This is a genomic window from Streptomyces violaceoruber, assembly GCF_033406955.1.
GTDB lineage: Bacteria > Actinomycetota > Actinomycetes > Streptomycetales > Streptomycetaceae > Streptomyces > Streptomyces violaceoruber.
In genome coordinates, this window is record NZ_CP137734.1 from 6,792,120 (window position 1) to 6,815,361 (window position 23,242).

General features: G+C 72.7%; 22 protein-coding genes. 15 read left to right on the plus strand and 7 right to left on the minus strand.

The window, feature by feature from the left end; genetic code table 11:
* Positions 1–131 precede the first annotated feature (131 nt).
* The 4 genes from pheS (at position 132) to R2E43_RS30435 (ending at position 6,213) form a co-directional block, all read left to right on the plus strand.
* A complete protein-coding gene (pheS, locus tag R2E43_RS30420; RefSeq protein ID WP_003977229.1) occupies positions 132–1,253 on the plus strand; it encodes a phenylalanine--tRNA ligase subunit alpha in 1,122 nt (373 codons plus the stop codon).
* On the plus strand, positions 1,253–3,775 hold the full coding sequence (gene pheT, locus R2E43_RS30425; protein ID WP_332056735.1) for a phenylalanine--tRNA ligase subunit beta: 2,523 nt from the start codon (positions 1,253–1,255) through the stop codon (positions 3,773–3,775). Before pheS ends, pheT begins: the two co-directional genes overlap by 1 nt.
* A 427-nt stretch (positions 3,776–4,202) precedes the next feature.
* Positions 4,203–5,543, plus strand: coding sequence for a transcriptional regulator (locus tag R2E43_RS30430; protein WP_011027869.1), 1,341 nt, complete (start codon positions 4,203–4,205; stop codon positions 5,541–5,543).
* 127 nt (positions 5,544–5,670) lie between these two features.
* Positions 5,671–6,213 carry an NUDIX hydrolase gene (locus R2E43_RS30435; protein WP_003977232.1) on the plus strand — a complete coding sequence of 181 codons (543 nt, stop codon included), beginning with the start codon at positions 5,671–5,673 and terminating at the stop codon, positions 6,211–6,213.
* Here R2E43_RS30435 and R2E43_RS30440 read toward each other — a convergent pair.
* Positions 6,204–7,115 (minus strand): 3-hydroxybutyryl-CoA dehydrogenase, encoded by a 912-nt coding sequence (locus R2E43_RS30440; protein ID WP_003977233.1) that lies wholly within the window; start codon positions 7,113–7,115, stop codon positions 6,204–6,206. The two genes, R2E43_RS30435 and R2E43_RS30440, sit on opposite strands and share 10 nt — an antisense overlap.
* Positions 7,116–7,252: 137 nt before the next feature.
* Here R2E43_RS30440 and R2E43_RS30445 point away from each other — a divergent pair, with 137 nt between their 5' ends.
* Positions 7,253–8,497 carry a glycoside hydrolase family 10 protein gene (locus tag R2E43_RS30445; protein WP_136207724.1) on the plus strand — a complete coding sequence of 415 codons (1,245 nt, stop codon included), beginning with the start codon at positions 7,253–7,255 and terminating at the stop codon, positions 8,495–8,497.
* A 31-nt stretch (positions 8,498–8,528) separates the two neighbouring features.
* Here R2E43_RS30445 and R2E43_RS30450 read toward each other — a convergent pair whose 3' ends face one another.
* On the minus strand, positions 8,529–8,723 hold the full coding sequence (locus tag R2E43_RS30450) for a DUF1918 domain-containing protein (protein WP_003977235.1): 195 nt from the start codon (positions 8,721–8,723) through the stop codon (positions 8,529–8,531).
* Positions 8,724–8,763: 40 nt separating this feature from the next.
* Entirely contained in the window at positions 8,764–9,687 is a 924-nt protein-coding gene (locus R2E43_RS30455; RefSeq protein WP_332056736.1) for a DMT family transporter, read from the minus strand.
* Between R2E43_RS30455 and R2E43_RS30460 the strand changes: the two genes are divergently transcribed.
* From R2E43_RS30460 to R2E43_RS30470, 3 genes are all read left to right on the plus strand, one after another.
* A complete protein-coding gene (locus R2E43_RS30460; protein ID WP_038535091.1) occupies positions 9,686–11,164 on the plus strand; it encodes an aminotransferase-like domain-containing protein in 1,479 nt (492 codons plus the stop codon). The two genes, R2E43_RS30455 and R2E43_RS30460, sit on opposite strands and share 2 nt — an antisense overlap.
* 54 nt (positions 11,165–11,218) lie before the next feature.
* Positions 11,219–11,659, plus strand: a complete 441-nt coding sequence (locus tag R2E43_RS30465) for a GNAT family N-acetyltransferase (protein ID WP_003977238.1) — start codon at positions 11,219–11,221, stop codon at positions 11,657–11,659.
* Between the two features lie 73 nt (positions 11,660–11,732).
* The gene (locus R2E43_RS30470; protein WP_093455796.1) at positions 11,733–12,353 is read left to right on the plus strand and encodes a histidine phosphatase family protein; all 621 of its coding nucleotides are present in this window, start codon (positions 11,733–11,735) and stop codon (positions 12,351–12,353) included.
* Here the strand turns inward: R2E43_RS30470 and R2E43_RS30475 are convergent.
* Positions 12,316–12,768, minus strand: a complete 453-nt coding sequence (locus R2E43_RS30475; protein ID WP_174855167.1) for a DUF6314 family protein — start codon at positions 12,766–12,768, stop codon at positions 12,316–12,318. The genes R2E43_RS30470 and R2E43_RS30475 overlap by 38 nt on opposite strands.
* A gap of 142 nt (positions 12,769–12,910) precedes the next feature.
* Here R2E43_RS30475 and R2E43_RS30480 point away from each other — a divergent pair, with 142 nt between their 5' ends.
* Positions 12,911–15,385, plus strand: a complete 2,475-nt coding sequence (locus R2E43_RS30480; protein WP_332056737.1) for an alpha-L-arabinofuranosidase C-terminal domain-containing protein — start codon at positions 12,911–12,913, stop codon at positions 15,383–15,385.
* Positions 15,386–15,447: 62 nt separating this feature from the next.
* Positions 15,448–15,972: an AAA family ATPase gene (locus R2E43_RS30485; RefSeq protein WP_193485818.1), complete on the plus strand. Its 525-nt coding sequence runs from the start codon at positions 15,448–15,450 to the stop codon at positions 15,970–15,972.
* Here the strand turns inward: R2E43_RS30485 and R2E43_RS30490 are convergent.
* Entirely contained in the window at positions 15,962–16,426 is a 465-nt protein-coding gene (locus tag R2E43_RS30490) for a hypothetical protein (protein WP_332056738.1), read from the minus strand. The genes R2E43_RS30485 and R2E43_RS30490 overlap by 11 nt on opposite strands.
* A 132-nt stretch (positions 16,427–16,558) precedes the next feature.
* Between R2E43_RS30490 and argC the strand changes: the two genes are divergently transcribed.
* From argC to R2E43_RS30515, 5 genes are read left to right on the plus strand one after another with little or no spacing between them, the layout of a single operon-like run.
* Complete coding sequence (gene argC / locus R2E43_RS30495) at positions 16,559–17,587, plus strand: N-acetyl-gamma-glutamyl-phosphate reductase (protein WP_003977244.1); 1,029 nt, start codon at positions 16,559–16,561, stop codon at positions 17,585–17,587.
* Positions 17,584–18,735 carry a bifunctional glutamate N-acetyltransferase/amino-acid acetyltransferase ArgJ gene (gene argJ / locus R2E43_RS30500; protein ID WP_011027859.1) on the plus strand — a complete coding sequence of 384 codons (1,152 nt, stop codon included), beginning with the start codon at positions 17,584–17,586 and terminating at the stop codon, positions 18,733–18,735. The genes argC and argJ overlap by 4 nt, the downstream gene beginning before the upstream one ends.
* Positions 18,732–19,652, plus strand: coding sequence for an acetylglutamate kinase (gene argB / locus R2E43_RS30505; RefSeq protein ID WP_003977246.1), 921 nt, complete (start codon positions 18,732–18,734; stop codon positions 19,650–19,652). The genes argJ and argB overlap by 4 nt, the downstream gene beginning before the upstream one ends.
* Positions 19,649–20,857: an acetylornithine transaminase gene (locus R2E43_RS30510; RefSeq protein ID WP_003977247.1), complete on the plus strand. Its 1,209-nt coding sequence runs from the start codon at positions 19,649–19,651 to the stop codon at positions 20,855–20,857. Before argB ends, R2E43_RS30510 begins: the two co-directional genes overlap by 4 nt.
* A gap of 7 nt (positions 20,858–20,864) precedes the next feature.
* Entirely contained in the window at positions 20,865–21,404 is a 540-nt protein-coding gene (locus tag R2E43_RS30515; RefSeq protein ID WP_003977248.1) for an arginine repressor, read from the plus strand.
* Between the two features lie 231 nt (positions 21,405–21,635).
* Here the strand turns inward: R2E43_RS30515 and R2E43_RS30520 are convergent, their stop codons facing one another.
* Positions 21,636–22,376, minus strand: a complete 741-nt coding sequence (locus R2E43_RS30520; protein WP_003977249.1) for an FAD:protein FMN transferase — start codon at positions 22,374–22,376, stop codon at positions 21,636–21,638.
* Between the two features lie 55 nt (positions 22,377–22,431).
* Positions 22,432–23,235: an FMN-binding protein gene (locus tag R2E43_RS30525; protein WP_189283954.1), complete on the minus strand. Its 804-nt coding sequence runs from the start codon at positions 23,233–23,235 to the stop codon at positions 22,432–22,434.
* Positions 23,236–23,242: the final 7 nt, after the last annotated feature.

Sequence of the window (23,242 nt, forward strand, 5' to 3'; positions counted from 1 at the left end):
AGCCCCGTTAGACTCGGTCTTTGGCACCTTTGCGTCCAGATCCGCAGACGAAGCGTCGACGAAGCGTCTCCGCGCCGCCTGAGGACCGTAGACGGGGCGTCCCAGCCAGCCAACCGGAAGCACGGGAAGAGATGTCGGCACCGAATAAGTCGTACGACCCAGTCGAGGTCGAGGCGTTGAAACCGGAAGAGATCGAGCGCATGCGGGACGAGGCGCTCGCCGCCTTCGCCGCCGCGGACTCCCTCGACGCGCTCCAGGAGGCCAAGGTCGCCCACACCGGCGGCGCCTCCCCGCTGGCGCTGGCCAACCGCGAGATCGGCGCCCTGCCCCCGCAGGCCAAGGCCGAGGCCGGCAAGCGCGTCGGCATGGCCCGCGGTGCCGTGAACAAGGCGCTGGCCGCCCGCCAGGAGGAGCTGGAGGCCGAGCGCGACGCGCGTGTCCTGGTCGAGGAGGCCGTGGACGTCACGCTGCCCCACGACCGCGTACCGGCCGGCGCCCGCCACCCGCTCACCACGCTCTCCGAGCGCATCGAGGACATCTTCGTCGCCATGGGCTACGAGGTCGCCGAGGGCCCCGAGGCCGAGGCCGAGTGGTTCAACTTCGACGCCCTCAACATCGGCCCGGACCACCCGGCCCGCGGCGAGGCCGACACGTTCTTCGTGCAGGGCCCGGAGGGCGGCGCCGAGTCCGGCGTCGTGCTGCGCACCCACACCTCGCCCGTGCAGATCCGCTCCGCGCTCACGCGCGAGCTGCCGGTCTACGTGATCTGCCCCGGCCGGGTGTACCGCACCGACGAGCTGGACGCCACCCACACCCCCGTCTTCCACCAGGTCGAGCTGCTCGCCGTCGACGAGGGCCTGACCATGGCGGACCTCAAGGGCACCCTGGACCACATGGTCCAGTCGCTGTTCGGCGCGGAGATGAAGACCCGGCTGCGGCCGAACTTCTTCCCCTTCACCGAGCCGTCCGCCGAGATGGACATGCTCTGCTACGTCTGCAAGGGCGCGTCCGTCGGCAACCCCGACCGGCCCTGCCGCACCTGCTCCAGCGAGGGCTGGATCGAGCTGGGCGGCTGCGGCATGGTCAACCCGCGGGTGCTCACCGCCTGCGGCATCGACCCCGAGAAGTACAGCGGCTTCGCCTTCGGGTTCGGCATCGAGCGGATGCTGATGTTCCGCCACAACGTCGAGGACATGCGAGACATGGTCGAGGGTGACGTCCGGTTCACCCGGCCGTTCGGGATGGAGATCTGATGCGGGTCCCGCTTTCCTGGCTGCGGGAGTACGTCGACCTGCCGGCCACCGAGACCGGCCGCGACGTGCAGGCCAAGCTGATTTCGGCCGGTCTGGAGGTCGAGACCGTCGAGCACCTGGGCGCCGACCTCAAAGGCCCCCTCGTCGTCGGCCAGGTGCTGACCATCGAGGAGCTGGAGGGCTTCAAGAAGCCGATCCGCTTCTGCACGGTGAACGTCGGCCAGGCCAACGGCACCGGTGAGCCGCAGGAGATCGTCTGCGGCGCCCGGAACTTCGCCGTCGGCGACAAGGTCGTCGTGGTCCTGCCCGGCGCCACCCTGCCCGGCGGCTTCTCGATCAGCGCCCGCAAGACCTACGGCAAGACGTCCCACGGCATGATCTGCTCCAGCGACGAGCTGGGCATGGGCGACGACGGCACCCACGGCATCATCGTGCTGCCGCCGGAGACCGAGGTCGGCAAGGACGCCATCGAGCTGCTGGAACTGGTCGACGAGATGCTGGACATCGCCGTCACCGCCAACCGCGGCGACTGCCTGTCCATCCGCGGCGTCGCCCGCGAGACCGCCATCGCCTACGGCCTGCCGCTGCGCGACCCGGCCCTGCTCGACGTGCCCGGTCCCAACGCCTACGGCTACCCGGTGAAGATCGCCGACCCCACCGGCTGCGACCGCTTCACCGCCCGCACCGTGACCGGCCTCAGTGCCGAGGCGCGCTCCCCGATCTGGCTCCAGCGCCGGCTCCAGAAGGTCGGCATGCGCCCGATCTCGCTGGCCGTCGACGTCACGAACTACGTGATGATGGAGCTGGGCCAGCCCCTGCACGCCTACGACCGCTCCCTGGTCCAGGGCACCATCGGTGTGCGCCGGGCCCAGGAGGGCGAGAAGATCGTCACCCTCGACGGCACCGAGCGGAAGCTGCACGCCGAGGACCTGGTCATCACCGACGACCGCGGCCCGATCGGCCTCGCCGGTGTCATGGGCGGCGCCAACACGGAGATCGCGGACCACGACGCCGCCGAAAACGGTGGGAACGCGACGAGTGACGTGGTCATCGAGGCCGCCCACTTCGACCAGGTGTCCATCGCGCGCACCGCCCGCCGGCACAAGCTGTCCTCCGAGGCGTCCCGGCGCTTCGAGCGCGGCGTCGACCCGCAGGCCGCCGCCGCTGCCGCGCAGCGCACCGTCGACCTCCTCGTGCTGCTCGCCGGCGGCACCGCCGAGGCCGGGGTCACGGAGATCAGCGCACCGTCCGCACCGCACACCATCAGCGTCCCGGCCGACCATCCGGACAAGGTCGCGGGTGTGGAGTACGGCCGCGAGACCGTCGTACGCCGCCTCCAGGAGGTGGGCTGCGACGTCTACGGCCAGGACGAGCTGATCGTCACCGTGCCGTCCTGGCGGCCCGACCTCGATGACATCAACGACCTGGCCGAAGAGGTCATCCGCCTGGAGGGCTACGAGAACCTGCCCTCCACGCTGCCCCGGCCCCCGGCGGGCCGCGGCCTCACCTCCCGGCAGCGGCTGCACCGCCGCGTCGGGCGGGCCCTGGCCGGTGCCGGTTACGTCGAGGCGCTGAACTACCCGTTCGTGGGCGAGCAGGTCTTCGACCAGCTCGGTCTCGACGCCGACGACCCGGCCCGCCGCGTCGTCAGGCTGGTCAACCCGCTGAGCGACGAGGAGCCCGCGCTGCGGACCTCGCTGCTGCCCGGCCTGCTCGCGGCGCTGCGGCGCAACGACGGCCGGGGCGCGCACGACCTGGCACTCTTCGAGACGGGCCTGGTCTTCCACCCGCGCGACGAGCAGCGCGTCGCCGCCGACCTGCCCGTCGACCGGCGCCCCAGCGAGGACGACCTCGCCGCGCTGGACGCCGCGCTGCCCGACCAGCCCCGGCACGTCGCCGTGGTCCTGGCCGGCGCCCGCGAGCAGGCCGGCTGGTGGGGCAAGGGCCGTCCGGCCGACTGGGCCGACGCGGTCGAGTCCGCCCGCACCGTCGCCCGCGAGGCCCGCGCCGAACTGGGCGTCCGCAAGGGTCAGTACGGGCCGTGGCACCCGGGCCGCTGCGCCGAGCTGTTCGTCACCGTGGACGGCGAGGAGCGCGTCGTCGGACACGCGGGTGAGCTGCACCCGCGCGTCCTGAAGACGCTGGGCCTGCCCGCGCGCACCTGCGCGATGGAGCTGGACCTCGACGCGCTGGAGCGGGTCGGCGACGACATCCCGCAGGCGCCGGGCATCTCCACCTTCCCGGTCGCGACGCAGGACGTCGCCCTGGTGGTCGACGCGTTCGTCCCGGCCAGCGAGGTCGAGGCCGCGCTGCGCGAGGGCGCGGGCGAACTGCTGGAGTCCATCCGGCTGTTCGACGTGTACGACAACGCGGAGCAGCTCGGTGAGGGACGCAAGTCGCTGGCGTACGCGTTGCGCTTCCGCGCAAAGGACCGGACGCTGACGGTCGACGAGGCCTCCGCTGCCCGCGACGCGGCGGTTGCCCTCGCGGGCGAGCGGGTCGGAGCGGTGCTGCGCAGTTAGCGGTTCGCCCGAGGGGCGTGGGGTTCCTGCCGGTTCGGCGGCTGCGGGGTACGTCGTGGTCGCTCGCGCAGTTCCCCGCGCCCCTTTTTTTAGGGGCGCGGGGAACTGCGCGACCAGCCACAGCGCACTCGCGCTCGACAACGCATCCGCACGCTGAACGGTGTTCGGTCGGAACTGCTGGAGCCGGCGGAGCCGTCCGCCCCGCCACGGAGTGTCGGGCAGGCAGCCGGGCGGACGGCGTGAATACGGGCCGCCGCACTGTACGAGGGGGAGCCGGCGGCCCGGCCGGCCTCTTTCGAGGCCTTCAGTCAACCGGCCCGGAACTCTCCGCGACAGCGCGCACACGCTGCGGATGCGCGTACTCCGTTCACACCCCGTGTGAAGACCGACGCACTACGCTGTCGGCACCGATTCACCGGGGGCACCCATGCAGCCCAACACCCTGCTCGACGCGATCCTCGACGAGGCCGGGATCTCGCACGCGGGACTGGCCGCGCACGTCAACCAGGCGGGGCGGGCGCGCGGGCTCGCACTGAGGTACGAACACACCGCCGTCGCACGGTGGTTGAAGGGCCAGCGCCCGCGCGGCCAGGTGCCCGACCTGATCTGCGAGGTCCTCGCGTCCCGGCTGCACCGCCCCGTCACCCTCGACGACATCGGCCTCGGCGTGCCCGGCGAACCCGCCGCCCCGCACACCGGATCGCTGTCCGGGTTCGTGGAGCGCGCCACCGCCCTGTGGCGCTCCGACCAGCAGCAGCGCCCGCACATCCTCGGCGCCCCGGCGCTCACCGGCACACCGGCCGTGATGCCCGTGTGGGAGTGGGAGAACCCGCCCGAGGACACCGACGTATCCCGCGGCGGGCGGCACCGGGTCACCGCGGCCGACCTGGAGACGGTGCGCTGCGCCCGCACGCACTACGAGCAGATGTACCGCAAGGCCGGCGGCATCGCGACCCGCGCCCGCATCGTCGGCTTCCTCAACTCCGAGGCCGCGCCGCTGCTGCGCGGCAGCTACACCGACGCCGTCGGACGGCAGTTGCACCGTGCCACCGGGGGTTTGGTGGCCGTCGCGGGCATCTGCGCGTACGACTCCGACGCGCACGGCCTCGCCCAGCGCTACTTCCACCAGGCGCTGCGGCTCGCCAAGGCCAGCGGCGACCGGGGGCTCGGCGCGTACGTCATCGCGCTGCTGGTCAACCAGGCGCTCTTCACGCGGGAGTACCGGCAGGCCGTCGCCTTCGCCGAGGCCGCGCTGCGCGCCGCCGGCCGGCACATCACCCCGGCGCTCGCCTCCGACCTGTACGCGATGCAGGCGAAGGCGTACGCACACCTGGGCGACGGCAGCGGCGCGCTGGCCTGCATCCGCCGGGCCGAGCAGGCCGCCGAGCGCATCCGGCGGGGGTACGAGCCGGACGAGACCGGCTACGTCCAGCCCGGACTGGTCAACGTCCAGGTGGCGGAGGCGCTGCTGAGCCTCGGTGAACTCGCGGCGGCCGGGGAGCACGCGGCGGCGGCCGTCGACACGCCCGCGCACGACCGGGGCCGCGTGCACCGGCTCGCCATGCTCAGCACGATCGAACTGCGGCAGGGCCACGCGGACAAGGCGGTGGCGACGGCCGTGCGGATGGCCGAACAGGCCCGGGGAATGGAGTCCCACCGGCTGCGCGACAGACTGCGCGCGGTGCGCGAGCACCTGGTGACCAGCGGTTGCGCGGGCACGGCCGAGGCCGCCGAACTCATCGACGGGGCACTGCGCGTACCGCTGTAGGCGTCCTGTCCGTCCCGTCCGTCCCGTCCCTGCGCCCACCCCTGCGCCGTGAGCGGCTTCCGTACGCCTGCTGCCGGAACGCTGCTGCTGCGATATTGCCACCTACTCAAGGAAAGGTGGCAGAACAGTGCAGTGGGCGAAACAGAGCGAACAAAATGTGTACTCAAATCGATGGTTCAGCGTCAATCTCGCCGATGTCCTCCTGCCGGACGGCCGGCACCTCGACCACTTCCTGATACGGATGCGCCCGGTAGCGGTGGCCACGGTCGTGAACGAGGCCGACGAGGTCCTCCTGCTGTGGCGGCACCGGTTCATCACCGACAGCTGGGGCTGGGAACTGGCGGCCGGAGTCGTCGAGGACGGCGAGGACGTCGCGGTGGCGGCGGCCAGGGAACTGGAGGAGGAGACGGGCTGGCGGCCCGGACCGCTGCACCACCTGATGAGCGTCGAGCCCTCCAACGGCCTCACCGACGCCCGGCACCACGTCTACTGGGCCGAGGAGGGCACGTACGTCGGACACCCCGTGGACGACTTCGAGTCGGAGCGCCGGGAATGGGTGCCCCTCAAGCTCGTCCCCGACCTCGTCGCCCGCGGGGAGGTCCCGGCCGCCAACATGGCGGCCGCGTTACTCCTGCTGCACCACCTCAGGCTCGGGCGCGATCAGCCGTAGGCGTAGAAGCCCGAGCCGCTCTTGCGGCCGAGGCGGCCCGCGTCGACCATGCGCTGGAGCAGCGGGGGAGCGGCGTACAGCGGCTCCTTGTACTCCTCGTACATCGAGTACGCCACCGAGGCGACCGTGTCCAGGCCGATCAGGTCGGCCAGCTTCAGCGGGCCCATCGGGTGGGCGCAGCCCATCTCCATGCCGTTGTCGATGTCCTCGCGGCTGGCGATGCCCGACTCGAACATCCGGATCGCGGAGAGCAGGTACGGGATCAGCAGCGCGTTGACCACGAAGCCGGAGCGGTCCTGGGCGCGGATCGCGTGCTTGCCGAGCACCTTCTCGGTGAACAGCTGGGCCCGGCTGAGCGTGCCCTCGGAGGTGGTCAGCGCCGGGATCAGCTCGACGAGCTGCTGCACCGGGGCCGGGTTGAAGAAGTGGATGCCGATGACGTGGTCGGGCCGCGAGGTGGCGACCGCCAGCTTCACCAGCGGGATGGAGGAGGTGTTGGAGGCCAGGATCGCGTCCGGCCGGGTCACGACCTGATCGAGCACCTGGAAGATCTCGGTCTTGACCTGCTCGTTCTCGACGACGGCCTCGATCACCAGATCGCGGTCGGCGAACTCGCCGAGGTCGGTGGTGAAGCTGAGGCGCGCCTGCGTCGCGTCCCGCTCCTCCTCGGTCATCTTGCCGCGCTCGGCCGCCTTGGCCAGCGAGTTGTACAGCCGGGTGCGGCCGATCTCCAGAGCCTCGCCGGTGGTCTCGGCGACCATCACCTCCAGACCCGAGCGGGCGCACACCTCGGCGATGCCCGCCCCCATCTGACCGCAGCCGACCACGCCGACACGTGCGATATCTCCCGAGATGCCGGTCACATCGTCCCTTTCGCTGACTCCACGGCTGGTCGCAGGCATGCCGGGGTCCCCGGTGCCTGCTCCGATCGAGCACGTTACCCCCGAATGGTCACGGTTCCGTCTCCCGGGTCGGGCATGCTGAGGCCCCGTACACGATCCGTGACCGTACGGATCCACAGCGTTCAGGAGGTCTTCCCATGGGCGGTGTCTCGCGCCGTGCCTTCACGGTGGCGGCGTTGTCGGCGTTCACGCTCGTGCCCGAGGCGTCGGCGGCGACCCCCGGTCCGGCGAAGCCGGCGCCCCCGCGCAGCGCCGCCGCCGGGATGCGGGGGATGTGGCTGGCGACCGTGGCCAACCGCGACTGGCCCACCCGTGCGGGGCTGCGCGCCGCCGAGCAGCGCGCGGAGCTGATCGAGCACCTCGACAACGCGGTCCGGCACCGCCTCAACACGGTGATCCTCCAGGTGCGGCCGACGGCCGACGCGCTGTGGCCCTCGGCGCACGAGCCGTGGTCGCAGTACCTGTCCGGCAGCCAGGGACGCGACCCGGGCTGGGACCCGCTGGGCACGGCCGTCAAGGAGGCCCACGCCCGCGGCCTGCACCTGCACGCCTGGTTCAACCCGTACCGCGTCGCCACCCACGACGACCCGGCCCGCCTCGTCTCCTCCCACCCCGCGCGGAAGAACCCCGGGTGGGTGGTGCCGTACGGCGGGCAGCTCTACTACAACCCCGGGCTGCCCGAGGTCCGGGCGTTCGTCCAGGACGCGATCATGGACGCGGTGACGAAGTACGAGGTGGACGGGGTCCACTTCGACGACTACTTCTACCCCTATCCGGTGGCGGGCCAGAGCTTCGACGACGGCGGGACCTTCGGCACGTTCGGCAGCGGCTTCGCCACGCAGGCCGACTGGCGGCGGGACAACATCGACCGGCTGGTGCGCGAGACCGCCCAGCGCGTCAAGGACGTCCGGCCGGCCGCCCGCTTCGGCGTCAGCCCCTTCGGCGTGTGGCGCAACGCCGCCACCGACGAGCGGGGCTCCGACACCCGCGCGGGCGTGCAGACGTACGACGACCTGTACGCGGACACCCGCAAGTGGGTGCGCGAGGGCTGGATCGACTACGTCGTGCCGCAGCTGTACTGGAACATCGGCCTGGACGGCGCCGACTACGCGAAGCTGCTGCCCTGGTGGGCCGAGACCGCCCGGGGCAGCCGCACCCAGCTGTACGTGGGCGAGGCGCTGTACAAGTCCGGGGACCCGGCGCAGCCCGCCGCCTGGCAGGACCCGGCCGAACTCTCCCGCCACCTGACGCTGGCCGCGCGCTACCCGGAGGTCCGCGGGCACGTCTACTTCTCGGCCAAGGACGTCGCCGACGACCGCGGCGGCGCGATGACGCGGCTGGCCGCCGACCACTACACGCAGCCGGCCGCCGCCCCGCGCTGAACCGCTCCGGCGCGGGGGTGCGGCCGCCGGGCTACAGCTGGGTCTCCCGGTGCCGGATCTCCGAGTCGGGGCCGGGCGAGCACACGGCCTCGTGCCCGTCCTCGAACCGGACCCGGTACGGGGGAGTGCCCTTGTCGCCCATCACTTCGACGATCTCCGCGACCTTGTCGTGCTCACCGACCACCCGGCCGTGCTGGACCAGTTGGTCGCCCTTGGTTGCGTGCATCCGTGAGGCCTCCTCACCTGTGTGCGGCTGAGGGCGGGCGCTAACCCCTGGCCCGCTGGGTGACCGCGATGCACACCAGTACGGCCGCGGCCGTCAGCGGAGCGGCCACCGGCAGGTGCTCGCCCAGCAGAAGTACCGACCACACCAGTGTGAGCAGCGGCTGGGCCAGCTGCAACTGGCTGGCCTTCGGGATGCCGATCGCCGCCATGCCCCGGTACCAGACGACCAGGCCGAGGAACTGCGAACCGATCGCCACCCACAGCAGCCCGGTCACGGCGTGCGCCGTCAGGCGCACCGGCTCGAGGGACAGGGCGATCGCCGCCATCGGCACCGTCAGCGGCAGGCACAGCACCAGCGCCCAGCCGATGACCTGCCACCCCGGCATCACCCGGGCCAGCCGGCCGCCCTCCGTGTAGCCGGCGGCGCACACCAGCAGGGCCGCGAAGAGATAGGCGTCGGCCGAGGTCAGCGCTCCGCCGCTCTGCTGCACCGTGAAGGCGATCACGGCCGCCGCGCCCGCCAGGGCCGCGATCCAGAAGGTGCGCGAGGGGCGGGTGCCGACGCGCAGGGCCGACAGCAGCGCGGTGGTCAACGGCAGCAGGCCCACCACGACGGCGGCGTGCGCCGTGGTCGACGTCTGCAGGGCGAGCGTGGTGAGCAGGGGGAAGCCGAGGACCACCCCGGCGCCCACCACCGCGAGACCCAGCCAGTGCCGCCGCTCGGGCGGTGCCACCCGCAGCACCACCAGGCAGGACCCGGCGACGGCGGCGGCGGCGCTGCGCACGGCGATCAGGGACCAGGGCCCGAAGCCCTCCAGGCCCCAGGCGGTGGCGGGGAAGGTGAGGGAGAAGGCGACGACACCGAGGGCGGCCTGGACGGTGCCGAAGGACGCACCGCCGGTGTCCGCTCCGGTGGCGTCGACTGCTATCCGGGGCGACGCGGTAGCGCTACTCTGTGCTCTCATGCAAGAGCGTAGCAGCGTTGCTGAGCTGGTGACCGTGTTGCGGCGAGAGTTGGACCGCTACTCACCGGGCGGAAAGCTCCCGTCCAGCCGTGCCCTCGTCGACCGGTTCCGGGTGAGCCCGGTGACGGTCTCCCGCGCCCTGGCCCAGCTGGCCGCCGAGGGGCTGGTCGTCACCCGGCCCGGCGCCGGCGCCTTCCGTGCCCGGCCACGCCCCTCGGCCGCGCCCGCCGGGGACACCTCCTGGCAGGAGGTGGCGCTGAGCGCCGACGGCGCCGCCGACCTCGTGCCGCGCTCGGTGGACGCCTCCGGGGTGCTGGTCTCGCTGGCCGCCCCGCCGTCCGGCGTCGTGGAGTTCAACGGCGGGTACCTGCACCCCTCGCTCCAGCCGGAGCGGGCGATGGCGGCGGCCCTGGCCCGGGCCGGACGGCGGCCCGGCGCCTGGGGCCGGCCGCCGATGGAGGGGCTGCCGGAGCTGCGGGAGTGGTTCGCGCGCGGCATCGGCGGCGCCATCACGGCGGCCGAGGTACTGATCACCGCGGGTGGCCAGTCCGCGCTGGCCACCGCCCTGCGCGCGCTCGCCCCGCCCGGCACCCCCGTGCTCGTCGAGTCCCCGACCTACCCCGGCATGCTGGCCATCGCACGGGCGGCCGGTCTGCGCCCGGTGCCCGTCCCCGTGGACGCCGACGGCGTGCGGCCCGCGCTGCTCGCCGACGCCTTCCGCGCGACCGGCGCCCGGGTCTTCGTCTGCCAGCCCCTGTTCCAGAACCCGACCGGTGCCGTGCTCGCCCCCGAGCGGCGCGGCGAGGTGCTGCGCATCGCGCGGGCGGCCGGTGCCTTCGTCGTGGAGGACGACTTCGTGCGCCGGCTCGTGCACGAGGACGCGGGCCCGCTGCCCGCCCCGCTCGCCGCCGACGACCCGGACGGCGTCGTGGTCCACGTCTGCTCGCTGACCAAGGCGACCTCGCCCAGCTTCCGGGTGAGCGCCCTGGCCGCGCGCGGGCCGGTCCTCGAACGCCTGCGCGCCATTCAGATCGTCGACACCTTCTTCGTGCCCCGGCCGCTCCAGGAGGCGGCGCTGGAACTCGTCGGCTCGCCCGCCTGGCCGCGCCACCTGCGCGCGGTCTCGGCCGAGTTGAAGGCCCGCCGGGACGCGATGACCTCCGCACTGCGGCTGAACCTCCCCGAGATGTCCCTGGCCCACGTCCCCTCCGGCGGCTACCACCTGTGGCCCCGGCTGCCCGAGGGCACTGGGGGCACTGGGGGCACCCCCCAGGCTTTCGGCTCCGGGGGAGAGGCCGCTCTCACCTCGGCCGCCCTGCGCGCGGGCGTCGCGATCACCCCGGGCCGCCCGTACTTCAGCGCCGAACCCCCGGCCGCCCACGTCCGGCTGAGCTTCGCCGCCGTCGCGAACGTCGGGGAGATCGCGGAAGGGGTACGGCGCCTGCGCACCGCCTGCCAGGAGGTGTGGGGCGGCTGACGCGGGCCCGATATCCGGTCGACGGGCTCTCACCGGCCCTGCGAGCATCCCGGCATGACCGACACGCCGAGGCTCCCCGAGGGCTACGAGATCTCCACGGACCCGCGCCGCATCGACGCCGGGCGCGTCCACCACTGGCTGTCCGGCGACGCGTACTGGGCTCTGGGGCGGACCCGCGAGAAGCAGGACCGGGCCGTCGAGGGCTCGCTCAACTTCGGCGTGTACGACGTGGTGTCCGGCGAGCAGGTCGCGTATGCCCGGGTGGTCACGGACCTGGCCACCTTCGCGTGGCTGTGCGACGTGTACGTCGACCCGTCGGTGCGGGCCAAGGGCCTCGGCACGGCGCTGGTCGCGGCCGTCCGCGAGCACCTGGCGCCCCACGGGCTGCGCCGCATCCTGCTGGCGACGCACGACGCGCACGGGGTGTACGGGAAACTCGGGTTCACCGCGCTGGACCGGCCGGAGCAGTGGATGGCGTTCGCCTTCGGTCGGTGAGCCGCGGCACACCCTGGGTGACCCACAGGTAACACCCCTTGACCTGGACACCTTGGCGCTCCACCATCACCGCATGGCGCTTCGGGTCACGTTCGTCGCGGCTGCGCGCAGTTCACCGCTGCTCGCCGAGCGCTTCGACGACGAGCGGCCGCTGGACCAGGCCGGATGGAACGAGGCGCTGCGCGCCGCGGGCGACCTGCTGCCGCTTGCCGCCGCCGAGTTGCGCTACTGCTCGCCCACGCCCCGCAGCCGTGCCACCGGTGACGCCATCGGCTGCGCGCCACTGTCCCAACTGGCCCTGCGGGACTGCGACATGGGTCGATGGCGCGGTCTGACGCTCGGTGAGGCCATGGCCCGCGAACCGGCGGCCGTGGACGCCTGGCTCGCCGACCCCCGGTCGGCCCCGCACGGCGGGGAGTCGCTGCTGGGGTTCATCACCCGGGTGGGCGGCTGGCTCGACACCCGCCCCGGGGAGGACGGTGACCGGATCGTCGCCGTGGCCGAGCCCTCCGTGATCCGGGCCGCGCTGGTCTACGCGCTGAAGGCGCCGCCCGGAACGTACTGGAACCTGGACGTCCGCCCGCTGTCGACGACCACCGTGACGGGCCGCGCGGGCCGGTGGAGCCTCCGTTTCGAGGGCGCGCCGGACCAGGGGGCTACGCGTCCGGCGTTTCGCGGAGGTAATCCGTTGTGAGCAGCAGGTCCTTGGCCGGGCCGCCCACCCGCCACACCGTCCGCCAGCGGTCCGGGCCCCGGACGGTGAACTCACCCCGGTAGAGGTCGGCGGCGCAGGGGTGGTCGGCCACATGGTGTCCCGAGCTGAGGTCCAGGCCGTGGAAGGGGCGGCCGTCCGCGAAACGCACGTCCACCCGGCCCGGCCCGCTCCCCGGCTCGTATCGCAGCGTGCGCTCGGCGGGCCGGGTCACGCCCTGCCAGGTGAAGGCGCCCGACTCCCGGCCGATCAGCCCGCCGCCGTCGAGCGCGTCGAAGGACGTGCGCCCCTCGAAGCGGCCCTCCAGGCCACCGGCCAGGTCCCGCACCGACCGCTCGGTGCGCCAGCGCCCCGCGAGGTACGCCAGTACGTCGGGCACCGGCCACAACTCGCCCATTTCCACTCGCTTTCCCGCTCCGGCCCGCTCGTTGCCGCGCGACCCATTGACGCGCCGCGGCCCCCTCCCTATCTTGCCGTTCGAAGTGCTGACCAATGTCCGATATCCCGAACGACTACCTGGTGAGAGCCGCGGAGTATCCATGTCACGCACCCGCTGGAGACTCGGTCTCAGCGTCACCGCCCTCCTGACGGCAGCCGCCCTGCTGCCGTCCCCGGCACACGCGGAGGCCGTCGCCGACTACACGATCACCGTCGACCCGTCCGACCGGGGCCCCGCGATCGACGACACGATGTACGGCGTCTTCTACGAGGACATCAACCGCGCCGCCGACGGCGGCCTGTACGCCGAACTCGTGCAGAACCGGTCCTTCGAGTACTCCACCGCCGACAACGCCTCGTACACACCGCTCACCGCGTGGGCGGCCGACGGCACCGCCGAGGTGGTGAACGACGGGGGCCGCCTCAACGAGCGCAACCGCAACTACCTCTCCCTGGCCGCCGGCTCCACCGTGACCAACACGGGCTACAACACCGGCATCCGGGTCGAGAAGGGCGAGAGGTACGACTTCTCGGTCTGGTCCCGGGCCGGGCACGGCACCACCCTCACCGTGACGCTCACGGACGCCGCGGGCACCCTCGCGAAGGCGCGCCAGGTGGCGGCGAAGGGGCAGTGGCGCAAGTACACGGCCACCTTCACCGCGACCCGCACCAGCAACCGCGGCCGCCTCGCGGTCACCACCACCGCCCCCGCCGCCCTCGACATGGTGTCCCTCTTCCCCCGCGACACCTACCGGCACCAGCCGGGCGGCCTGCGCAAGGACCTCGCGGAGAAGATCGAGGCCCTGCACCCCGGCTTCCTGCGCTTCCCCGGCGGCTGCCTGGTCAACACCGGCTCCATGGAGGACTACAGCGCGGACTCCGGCTGGCAGCGCAAGCGCTCCTACCAGTGGAAGGACACGATCGGCCCGGTCGAGGAGCGCGCCACCAACGCCAACTTCTGGGGCTACAACCAGAGCTACGGCCTCGGCTACTACGAGTACTTCCGCTTCGCCGAGGACATCGGCGCCATGCCGCTGCCCGTCGTCCCCGCCCTGGTCACCGGCTGCGGCCAGAACAAGGCCGTCGTCGACGACGCGCTGCTGAAGCGGCACATCCAGGACACCCTGGACCTCATCGAGTTCGCCAACGGCCCCCGCACCAGCGAGTGGGGCGGCAAGCGCGCGGAGATGGGCCACCCCAAGCCCTTCCACCTCACCCACCTCGAAGTCGGCAACGAGGAGAACCTCCCGAAGGAGTTCTTCGCCCGCTTCGAGCAGTTCCGTACCGCCATCGAGGCGAAGTACCCGGACGTCACCGTCGTCTCCAACTCCGGCCCCGACGACTCCGGCGCCACCTTCGACACGGCCTGGCAGCTGAACCGCGACGCGGGCGTCGACATGGTCGACGAGCACTACTACAACAGCCCGCAGTGGTTCCTCCAGAACAACGACCGCTACGACTCCTACGACCGCAACGGCCCCAAGGTCTTCCTCGGCGAATACGCCTCCCAGGGCAACGCCTGGAAGAACGCCCTCGCCGAGGCCGCGTTCATGACCGGCCTCGAGCGCAACGCCGACGTGGTCAAGCTGGCCTCCTACGCCCCGCTGCTGTCCAACGAGGACTACGTGCAGTGGAGCCCGGACCTGATCTGGTTCAACAACCACGCGTCCTGGGGCTCGGCCAACTACGAGGTCCAGAAGCTGTTCATGAACAACACCGGCGACCGCGTCGTCCCCTCCACGGCCACCGGCACCCCCGCCGTCAGCGGCCCCATCACCGGCGGCGTCGGCCTGTCGACCTGGGCGACCAGCGCGGCGTACGACGACGTGAAGGTGACCTCGGCCGACGGGGATACCCTCCTGTCCGACGACTTCTCCGGCGACGCCTCGCGGTGGGCCCACTCGGGCGCCGGCAGCTGGACGGTCCAGGACGGCCAGTACGTCCAGACCGACGCGGCCGCCGAGAACACCATGGTCACGGCGGGCGACCCCGCCTGGCACGACTACGACTTGCACGTGAGGGCCACGAAGAAGTCCGGCAAGGAGGGCTTCCTGGTCGCCTTCGGCGTCAAGGACACCGGCAACTACTACTGGTGGAACCTGGGCGGCTGGAACAACACCCAGTCCGCCGTCGAGCAGGCCTCCGACGGCGGCAAGTCCACGCTGCTGTCCAAGGCCGGCTCGATCGAGACGGGCCGCGCCTACGACATCGACGTCAAGGTCAGGGGCCGCCAGGTCACCCTCTACCTCGACGGCGAGGAGTGGGGCGGCTTCACCGACGACAAGCCGGCCGAGCCGTTCCGCCAGACCGTCACCCGCGACGACCGCACCGGCGAGCTGATCGTCAAGGTCGTCAACGCCCAGGACACCGCGGCCCGCACCGCCGTGGACCTCGGCGGCGCGAAGGTGGCGTCCAGGGCCGCGGTCACCACGCTGGCCGCCGACCAGGACGCGGTCAACACCGGGACGGACGCCCCGGTGACCCCGGTGACCTCGACCTTCTCGGGAGCGGCGAGCGAGTTCACGTACACCTTCCCGGCGAACTCGGTGACGTTCCTGCGGATCAGGCAGGGCTGACCGGCGCCGGGCCCGGCGACCACCGCACCGCGTCGTCGCCGGGCCCGGCTAGCGTGGGGCCCATGATCGTATGGCTGAACGGCACCCACGGCGCCGGCAAGACGACGACCGGCGCGCTCGTGCAGCGACTGCTCCCGGACTCCCGGGTGTTCGACGCCGAGAAGGTCGGCGAGACGCTCATGGACATCACGCCGGGACTGCCCGACACGGACAACTTCCAGCACTGGGCGCCGTGGCGGCCGCTCGTCGTCGAGACCGCCCGACGGGTGCTCGACTACACCGGCGGCACCCTGGTGATGCCGATGACGGTCCTGGTCGAGGAGTACTGGCGGGAGATCGCGGGCGGCCTCGCCGCGCACGGAGTCCCCGTACGGCACTTCGTCCTCCACGCCGACCAGGAGACCCTGCGGGGGCGTATCGCGGGGGACACCGTACTGGGGCCGGACTCGCCGTTCCGGCTCCGGTACCTGGAGCCGTACGCCGAGGCCGCCCGCACCTGGCTGCACGCCGAGGCCGAGGTCGTCGACACCACGCACCTCACGCCCGCCGAGTCGGCGCTGCGGATCGCGGAGGCCGTCAGGGCGTAGTGGCGCGGTAGCGCCGCATCAACGCACTCGTCTCCTGGTTGTACGCCGAGCGCCGCCGGGCGATCCGGACGACGAGCACCGCGCCAACCGGAGCGACCGTGTACTGGGCCATCGCGTGGCGGAGCAGGGTCCCGCGGTCGGCGACCGCCCAGTCGCGGCCACCGAAGAGCGGAATGTCCTCGACGAGCTCCTCCTCGGCGGTGAAGTCCAGACCGTCGATCCTGCCCCGGCCCAGGCTTCCGTCCGCCAGCCTCCACGCGCCCCGGCACGGCCCGTCCCACTCGCAGTCGACGAACCCTTCCGTCACGGCCGTCTGCCCCTGCCGATACCGGTCCGTGTTCCCCACGGCGAACCACAGGGGAAGCGCGAGGGCGCACAGGGACACGACGAGCGCGGCGCGCTGCCACGGCCTCAGCCCGACGACCAGCTCGACGATCCAGGCACGCACAGCCACCCCCACGGTGCTCGGAGTCCGGAAGCGGCAGGCTAGCCGACGCCTGCGGCAGCGCCTCGAGGTCACACCGCATCGCATTGCATAAACGTGCATCGGCACGTATAGTCATGCTCTCCAGGAGGAGGATTTTCCATGGCGGTACGTGCGGCGGTGGCCGGAGCGAGTGGGTATGCGGGCGGTGAGCTGCTGCGGCTGCTCCTGACCCATCCCGAGGTCGAGATCGGCGCCCTGACCGGCAACTCCAACGCGGGTCAGCGGCTGGGTGCCCTTCAGCCGCATCTGCTGCCGCTGGCCGACCGGGTGCTGGAGGCGACCACCCCCGAGGTGCTCGGCGGTCACGACGTCGTCTTCCTCGCGCTGCCGCACGGGCAGTCCGCCGCCGTCGCCGAGCAGCTCGGACCGGACGTCCTCGTCGTCGACATGGGCGCCGACTTCCGGCTGAAGGACGCCGGTGACTGGGAGCGGTTCTACGGCTCCCCGCACGCCGGCACCTGGCCCTACGGCCTCCCCGAACTTCCGGGTGCCCGCGCCGCGCTGGAGGGGTCCAAGCGCATCGCGGTGCCCGGTTGCTACCCCACGGCCGTCTCCCTGGCCCTCTTCCCGGCGTACGCCGCGTCGCTGGCCGAGCCCGAGGCCGTGATCGTCGCCGCCTCCGGCACCTCCGGCGCGGGCAAGGCGGCCAAGCCGCACCTGCTGGGCAGCGAGGTCATGGGCTCCATGTCGCCGTACGGCGTCGGCGGCGGCCACCGGCACACCCCCGAGATGATCCAGAACCTCGGCGCGGTCGCCGGGGAGCCCGTCACCGTCTCCTTCACGCCGACCCTCGCGCCGATGCCGCGCGGCATCCTCGCCACCTGCACCGCGAAGGCGAAGCCCGGGGTCACCGCCGAGTCGGTGCGCGCCGCCTACGAGAAGGCCCTCGCCGACGAACCGTTCGTGCACCTGCTGCCCGAGGGCCAGTGGCCCGCGACCGCCTCCGTGTACGGCTCCAACGCCGTCCAGGTACAGGTCGCCCACGACGCCGCCGCCGGCCGCATCATCGCCATCAGCGCCATCGACAACCTGGCCAAGGGCACCGCGGGCGGTGCCGTCCAGAGCATGAACCTCGCCCTCGGTCTCGACGAGACCACCGGACTGACGACGATCGGAGTTGCGCCGTGAGTGTGACGGCAGCGAAGGGATTCACGGCGGCGGGCATCACGGCCGGGATCAAGGAGAGCGGCAGCCCCGACCTGGCCCTCGTGGTCAACACCGGCCCCCGCCGCTCCGCCGCGGGCGTCTTCACCTCCAACCGCGTCAAGGCCGCGCCCGTCCTGTGGTCCGAGCAGGTCCTCAAGAGCGGTGAGGTGACCGCCGTGGTGCTCAACTCCGGCGGCGCCAACGCCTGCACCGGGCCCAAGGGCTTCCAGGACACGCACGCCACGGCCGAGAAGGCCGCCGACGTGCTCGGGACGGGGGCGGGAGAGGTCGCCGTCTGCTCCACCGGGCTCATCGGCGTGCTGCTCCCCATGGACAAGCTGCTCCCGGGTGTGGAGGCGGCCGCCGGTCAGCTCTCCGAGCACGGCGGCGAGAAGGCCGCCATCGCCATCAAGACCACGGACACCGTGCACAAGACGTCCGTCGTGACGCGGGACGGCTGGACCGTCGGCGGCATGGCCAAGGGCGCGGGCATGCTCGCCCCCGGCCTCGCCACCATGCTCGTCGTGATCACCACCGACGCCGACCTGGAGACCGAGGCCCTGGACCGCGCCCTGCGCGCCGCCACCCGCGTCACCTTCGACCGGGTCGACTCCGACGGCTGCATGTCCACCAACGACACCGTGCTGCTGCTCTCCTCCGGCTCCTCCGGCGTCACCCCGGAGTACGACGCCTTCGCCGAGGCCGTCCGCACCGTCTGCGACGACCTCGGACAGCAGCTCATCCGGGACGCCGAGGGCGCCAGCAAGGACATCAAGGTCGAGGTCGTCAACGCCGCGACCGAGGACGAGGCCGTCCAGGTGGGCCGCACCATCGCCCGCAACAACCTGCTCAAGTGCGCCATCCACGGCGAGGACCCCAACTGGGGCCGCGTGCTCTCCGCCATCGGCACCACCGACGCGGCCTTCGAGCCCGACCGGCTGAACGTCGCCATCAACGGCGTCTGGGTCTGCAAGAACGGCGGCGTGGGCGAGGACCGCGAGCTGGTCGACATGCGCTACCGCGAGGTGCACATCGTCGCCGACCTCGCCGCGGGCGACGCCACCGCCACCATCTGGACCAACGACCTCACCGCGGACTACGTCCACGAGAACAGCGCGTACTCCTCATGAGCGACGGAACGAGCAACGCACCCACGCGGAAGCACACCGCGCTCCCCAAGGCCCAGATCCTCATCGAGGCGCTGCCCTGGCTGACCCGGCACCACGGCAAGACCGTCGTCATCAAGTTCGGCGGCAACGCCATGATCGACGAAGACCTCAAGGCCGCCTTCGCCCAGGACGTCGTCTTCCTGCGGCACGCCGGCCTCAAGCCCGTGGTCGTGCACGGTGGCGGCCCGCAGATCAGCGCCGCGCTCGACAAGCACGGCATCGTCAGCGAGTTCAAGGCCGGGCTGCGCGTCACCACCGAGGACGCCATGGACGTCGTACGGATGGTGCTGGCCGGGCAGGTGCAGCGCGAACTGGTCGGGCTGCTCAACCAGCACGGGCCGCTCGCCGTCGGCCTCACCGGCGAGGACGCGCACACCCTCACCGCCACCAAGCACCAGCCCGAGATCGACGGTGAACTCGTCGACATCGGGCGGGTCGGCGAGATCACCGAGATCGACACCGGCGCCATCGAGGCACTGCTCGCCGACGGCCGCATCCCGGTCGTCTCCTCGATCGCCCGTTCCCAGGACGACCACCATGTCTACAACGTCAATGCTGATACGGCGGCTGCGGCACTCGCTGCTGCGCTCGGCGCCGAGACTCTCATGGTCCTCACCGACGTGGAGGGCCTCTACGAGGACTGGCCGGACTCCGACGAGGTGATCAGCCGCCTCACCGCGTCCGAGCTGGAGAAACTGCTGCCCGACCTGTCCAGCGGCATGGTGCCGAAGATGGAGGGCTGCCTGCACGCCGTGCGGGGCGGCGTCACCACCGCCCGGGTCATCGACGGCCGGGTCCAGCACTCGATCCTGCTGGAGATCTTCACCGACGAGGGGATCGGCACGATGGTCGTGCCGGACGAACAGGGGGAGTCGTGAGCAACGAAGAGCTGACCGAGCGGTGGCAGGGCACCCTCATGAACAACTACGGCACGCCCCGCCTGCCCCTGGTGCGCGGCGAGGGCGCCCGGCTCTGGGACGCCGACGGCAAGGAGTACCTGGACTTCGTCGGCGGTATCGCGGTCAACGCGCTCGGCCACGCCCACCCGGCGGTGGTGGACGCCGTGAGCCGGCAGATCGCCTCCCTCGGCCACGTCTCCAACCTCTTCATCGCGGAGCCGCCCGTCGCCCTCGCCGAACGGCTGCTCCAGCACTTCGGCCGCGACGGCAAGGTCTACTTCTGCAACTCCGGCGCCGAGGCCAACGAGGGCGCCTTCAAGATCGGCCGGCTGACCGGCCGGCCGCACATGGTCGCCACCCGCGGCGGCTTCCACGGCCGCACCATGGGCGCCCTGGCGCTGACCGGCCAGCCCGGCAAGCAGGAACCGTTCCTGCCGCTGCCCGGCGACGTCACGCACGTGCCGTACGGCGATCCGCAGGCGCTGGCCGCGGCGGTCACCGAGGAGACGGCGCTGGTGATCATCGAGCCGATCCAGGGCGAGAACGGCGTCGTCGTCCCGCCCCCCGGCTACCTGAAGGCGGCCCGCGCCATCACCGCCGCCACCGGCGCGCTGCTCGTCCTGGACGAGGTGCAGACCGGCGTCGGCCGGACCGGGCACTGGTTCGAGTACCAGGCCCACGAGGGCGTCCTGCCGGACGTCGTCACCCTCGCCAAGGGCCTCGGCGGCGGACTGCCGCTCGGCGCGACGGTCGCCTTCGGCCGCGCCGCCGACCTGCTCCAGCCCGGCCACCACGGCACCACCTTCGGCGGCAACCCGGTCGCCTGCGCCGCCGGACTCGCCGTGCTGGACACCATCGCCGACGAGGGACTGCTCGACAACGTCAAGCGGCAGAGCGAGACGCTGCGCGGCGGGGTCGAGGCCCTCGGCCACCCGCTCGTCGCCCACGTCCGGGGCGCCGGACTGCTCCTGGGTATCGTGCTCACCGAGCCGCTCGCCGCCCAGGTGCAGCAGGCGGCTCAGGACGCCGGAATCCTGGTGAACGCGCCCGCACCCGATGTCGTACGGCTGATGCCCGCGCTGAACCTCGGCGACGACGTGGTGGAGGCGTTCCTCGGGGCGCTGCCCGGCATCCTTGACCAGGCCGCCGAGACGGCCCACGGGGACGGACGATCCGGAGAATGAGACGACGATGAGCCACGCGCAGGAGCACGAGCAGCCGGCAGGGCCCGCCCTGCCGCAGACCCGCACCGCACGCCACCGCCGGATCGTGGACATCCTCAACCGGCAGGCGGTGCGCTCGCAGAGCCAGCTGGCGAAGCTGCTCGCCGACGACGGGCTCACCGTCACCCAGGCGACGCTCTCCCGGGACCTGGACGAGCTGAACGCGGTCAAGATCCGCAACACCGACGGCGACCTCATCTACGCGGTGCCCAGCGAGGGCGGCTTCCGCACCCCGCGGGCGCCGCTCGGGGAGTCGGCGAAGGAGGAGCGGATGCGGCGGCTCTCCGCGGAGTTGCTGATCTCCGCGGAGGCGTCGGCGAACCTCGTGGTCCTGCGCACCCCTCCGGGGGCGGCGCAGTTCCTCGCCTCGGCGATCGACCAGGCGGAGCTGCACGACATCCTCGGGACGATCGCGGGCGACGACACGCTGATGCTGATCAGCCGGGAGCCGACGGGCGGGCAGGCCCTGGCGGACCACTTGCTGCGCTTGGCCCAGAACGGGGGCTGACGGGGGCGGTGCGGTGATCTGCCGACCGCGGGCACGTCGTGGCCGGTCGTGCAGTTCCCCGCGCTCCTGGTCACCCCCCCGCCGCCGCTGCGGGCAGTCGTGCCTCCCCCAGTGCCTGAGCGGCCTGGGAGGTACCCCCAGGCGGCACGGGTGGGCGCAGCGGCACCCGCGTACGCGGCGAGTGACAGCGCCGGTACCTCAGCGACAGCACCGGTCACCCTCCGACGCCACTCACCCCAGCAGTCCCGCCAATCCCCCCGTGCACCGCACCTCGTCCCCCGCCGTGATCAGCAGCCCCTCGACGCCGGGCAGCGAGTCCAGCCACCGCAACCCCTCCCGCGACCCCATCGCGAACGCCGCCGTCGCCCAGCAGTCCGCCCACGTCAGCCGGGACGCCACCACCGTCACGGACAGCAGGTCGGTCACCGCCGAGCGCCCGGTGCGCGGGTCGACGACATGCGCCCCCCGCTCGGCGGAGCCGGACGTCGCCACGGCCAGCTCCGTCACCCCCGCCGCGGAGACGACCGCCGCGAGCCCGCCCGGCCGCAGCGGGTCGGACACCCCGACCCGCCAGGGCCGCACCGCCCCCGGCGTCCCGAGCAACTGCACGTCCCCGCCCCCGTTGACGCTGACCCCGCTCGCACCGCACGCCGCCGCGATCCCCCGTGCGGCGCGCTCCACGGCCCAGCCCTTGACGATCCCGGTCGGGTCGAGCCGGCCCCGGTACCGGGTGCTGAACCAGCCGTCGCTCACCCGCTCCGCCTCGGCCGCCAGCTCCAGCACCTCGGCGACCTCCGGCGCACACGCGGCGACGGTCAGCTCCCCGCGCGCCAGCCGGGAGATCTGGCTGCCGTCCCGGTACGTACTGAACACCTCGTCGGCCCGGTGCAGCCCGGCGACCGCCGCGTCCAGTGCCGTCCGTACGGCCGCGGGTTCCCCGCCGCGGACGTCGAAGGAGAAGACGGTCCCCATCGCCTCCTCCGCATGACGCACCGCGGCGGGAGCCTCGGCGGACCCGGCCCCGGTGTCAGCCACCGGCCCGGTCCAGCGCCGACTGGAGGGACTGCGTGTACCCGGCGCTGGTGTAGGTGGCGCCGGAGACCGCGTCGATGTCGGCGGTGCCCGCGGCGACGGCGGCCCGGTTGAGCCTGGGCACGGCGTCGGCGGTGACCTGGTCGCTGCGGCCGCCCTTGGGCGCCTGGAGGGCCTCGACGTCCGTGATCCGCCCGCCGCTGACGGTGACCCGGACCTGCACGGGCCCGTACTGGGTCTGCGCGGCGTCCCCGGTGAGCACCTGCGTGCCCTGCCCGGCGTCGCCCTCGCCCCGTCCGCCCCCGCCCGAGCCCGAATTCGCCCCGCTCGACTCCTGCGCCGCGGGTCCGGCCGCCGCGGCCGCCTTGTCGAGGGCCGACTGGAGGGACTTCACGTACCCGGCGCTGGTGTAGGTGGCGCCCGAGACCGCGTCGATGTCGGCGCTCCCGGCCGCGACGGCCGCCCGGTTGAGCTTGGGCACGGCGTCCGCGGTGACCTGGTCGCTCTGCCCGCCCTTGGGCGCCTGCACGGCCTCGGCCCCGGTGATCTTCCCGCCGCTGACGGTGAGCCGGACCTGCACGGGACCGTACTGCGTACGGGCCGCGTCACCCGTGACCGTGCCGGCCCCGGCGCCCCGGCCGCCCTGCGGCGACTGCGCGGCCACGGGCGGTGCCGCGCCGCCCGCCGCCGAGCCGGCGCCCGGGTCGGACGCCGGTTTCAGCGACAGCAGCAGCACGATCCCGGACACGGTGGCGGCCCCGGCGAGCACGGCACGCCGTACGGGGTGGCTTTTCCTCATCTGTCCT

What these genes read in the sequence shown, in the direction of transcription:
- pheS (WP_003977229.1), top strand. Translation starts at nt 132, where the DNA reads ATGTCGGCACCGAATAAGTCGTACGACCCAGTCGAGGTCGAGGCGTTG.
- pheT (WP_332056735.1), top strand. Translation starts at nt 1,253, where the DNA reads ATGCGGGTCCCGCTTTCCTGGCTGCGGGAGTACGTCGACCTGCCGGCC.
- R2E43_RS30430 (WP_011027869.1), top strand. Translation starts at nt 4,203, where the DNA reads ATGCAGCCCAACACCCTGCTCGACGCGATCCTCGACGAGGCCGGGATC.
- R2E43_RS30440 (WP_003977233.1), bottom strand. Translation starts at nt 7,115, where the DNA reads ATGCCTGCGACCAGCCGTGGAGTCAGCGAAAGGGACGATGTGACCGGC.
- R2E43_RS30445 (WP_136207724.1), top strand. Translation starts at nt 7,253, where the DNA reads ATGGGCGGTGTCTCGCGCCGTGCCTTCACGGTGGCGGCGTTGTCGGCG.
- R2E43_RS30450 (WP_003977235.1), bottom strand. Translation starts at nt 8,723, where the DNA reads ATGCACGCAACCAAGGGCGACCAACTGGTCCAGCACGGCCGGGTGGTC.
- R2E43_RS30460 (WP_038535091.1), top strand. Translation starts at nt 9,686, where the DNA reads ATGCAAGAGCGTAGCAGCGTTGCTGAGCTGGTGACCGTGTTGCGGCGA.
- R2E43_RS30455 (WP_332056736.1), bottom strand. Translation starts at nt 9,687, where the DNA reads ATGAGAGCACAGAGTAGCGCTACCGCGTCGCCCCGGATAGCAGTCGAC.
- R2E43_RS30465 (WP_003977238.1), top strand. Translation starts at nt 11,219, where the DNA reads ATGACCGACACGCCGAGGCTCCCCGAGGGCTACGAGATCTCCACGGAC.
- R2E43_RS30470 (WP_093455796.1), top strand. Translation starts at nt 11,733, where the DNA reads ATGGCGCTTCGGGTCACGTTCGTCGCGGCTGCGCGCAGTTCACCGCTG.
- R2E43_RS30475 (WP_174855167.1), bottom strand. Translation starts at nt 12,768, where the DNA reads ATGGGCGAGTTGTGGCCGGTGCCCGACGTACTGGCGTACCTCGCGGGG.
- R2E43_RS30480 (WP_332056737.1), top strand. Translation starts at nt 12,911, where the DNA reads ATGTCACGCACCCGCTGGAGACTCGGTCTCAGCGTCACCGCCCTCCTG.
- R2E43_RS30485 (WP_193485818.1), top strand. Translation starts at nt 15,448, where the DNA reads ATGATCGTATGGCTGAACGGCACCCACGGCGCCGGCAAGACGACGACC.
- argC (WP_003977244.1), top strand. Translation starts at nt 16,559, where the DNA reads ATGGCGGTACGTGCGGCGGTGGCCGGAGCGAGTGGGTATGCGGGCGGT.
- argB (WP_003977246.1), top strand. Translation starts at nt 18,732, where the DNA reads ATGAGCGACGGAACGAGCAACGCACCCACGCGGAAGCACACCGCGCTC.
- R2E43_RS30515 (WP_003977248.1), top strand. Translation starts at nt 20,865, where the DNA reads ATGAGCCACGCGCAGGAGCACGAGCAGCCGGCAGGGCCCGCCCTGCCG.
- R2E43_RS30520 (WP_003977249.1), bottom strand. Translation starts at nt 22,376, where the DNA reads ATGGGGACCGTCTTCTCCTTCGACGTCCGCGGCGGGGAACCCGCGGCC.
- R2E43_RS30525 (WP_189283954.1), bottom strand. Translation starts at nt 23,235, where the DNA reads ATGAGGAAAAGCCACCCCGTACGGCGTGCCGTGCTCGCCGGGGCCGCC.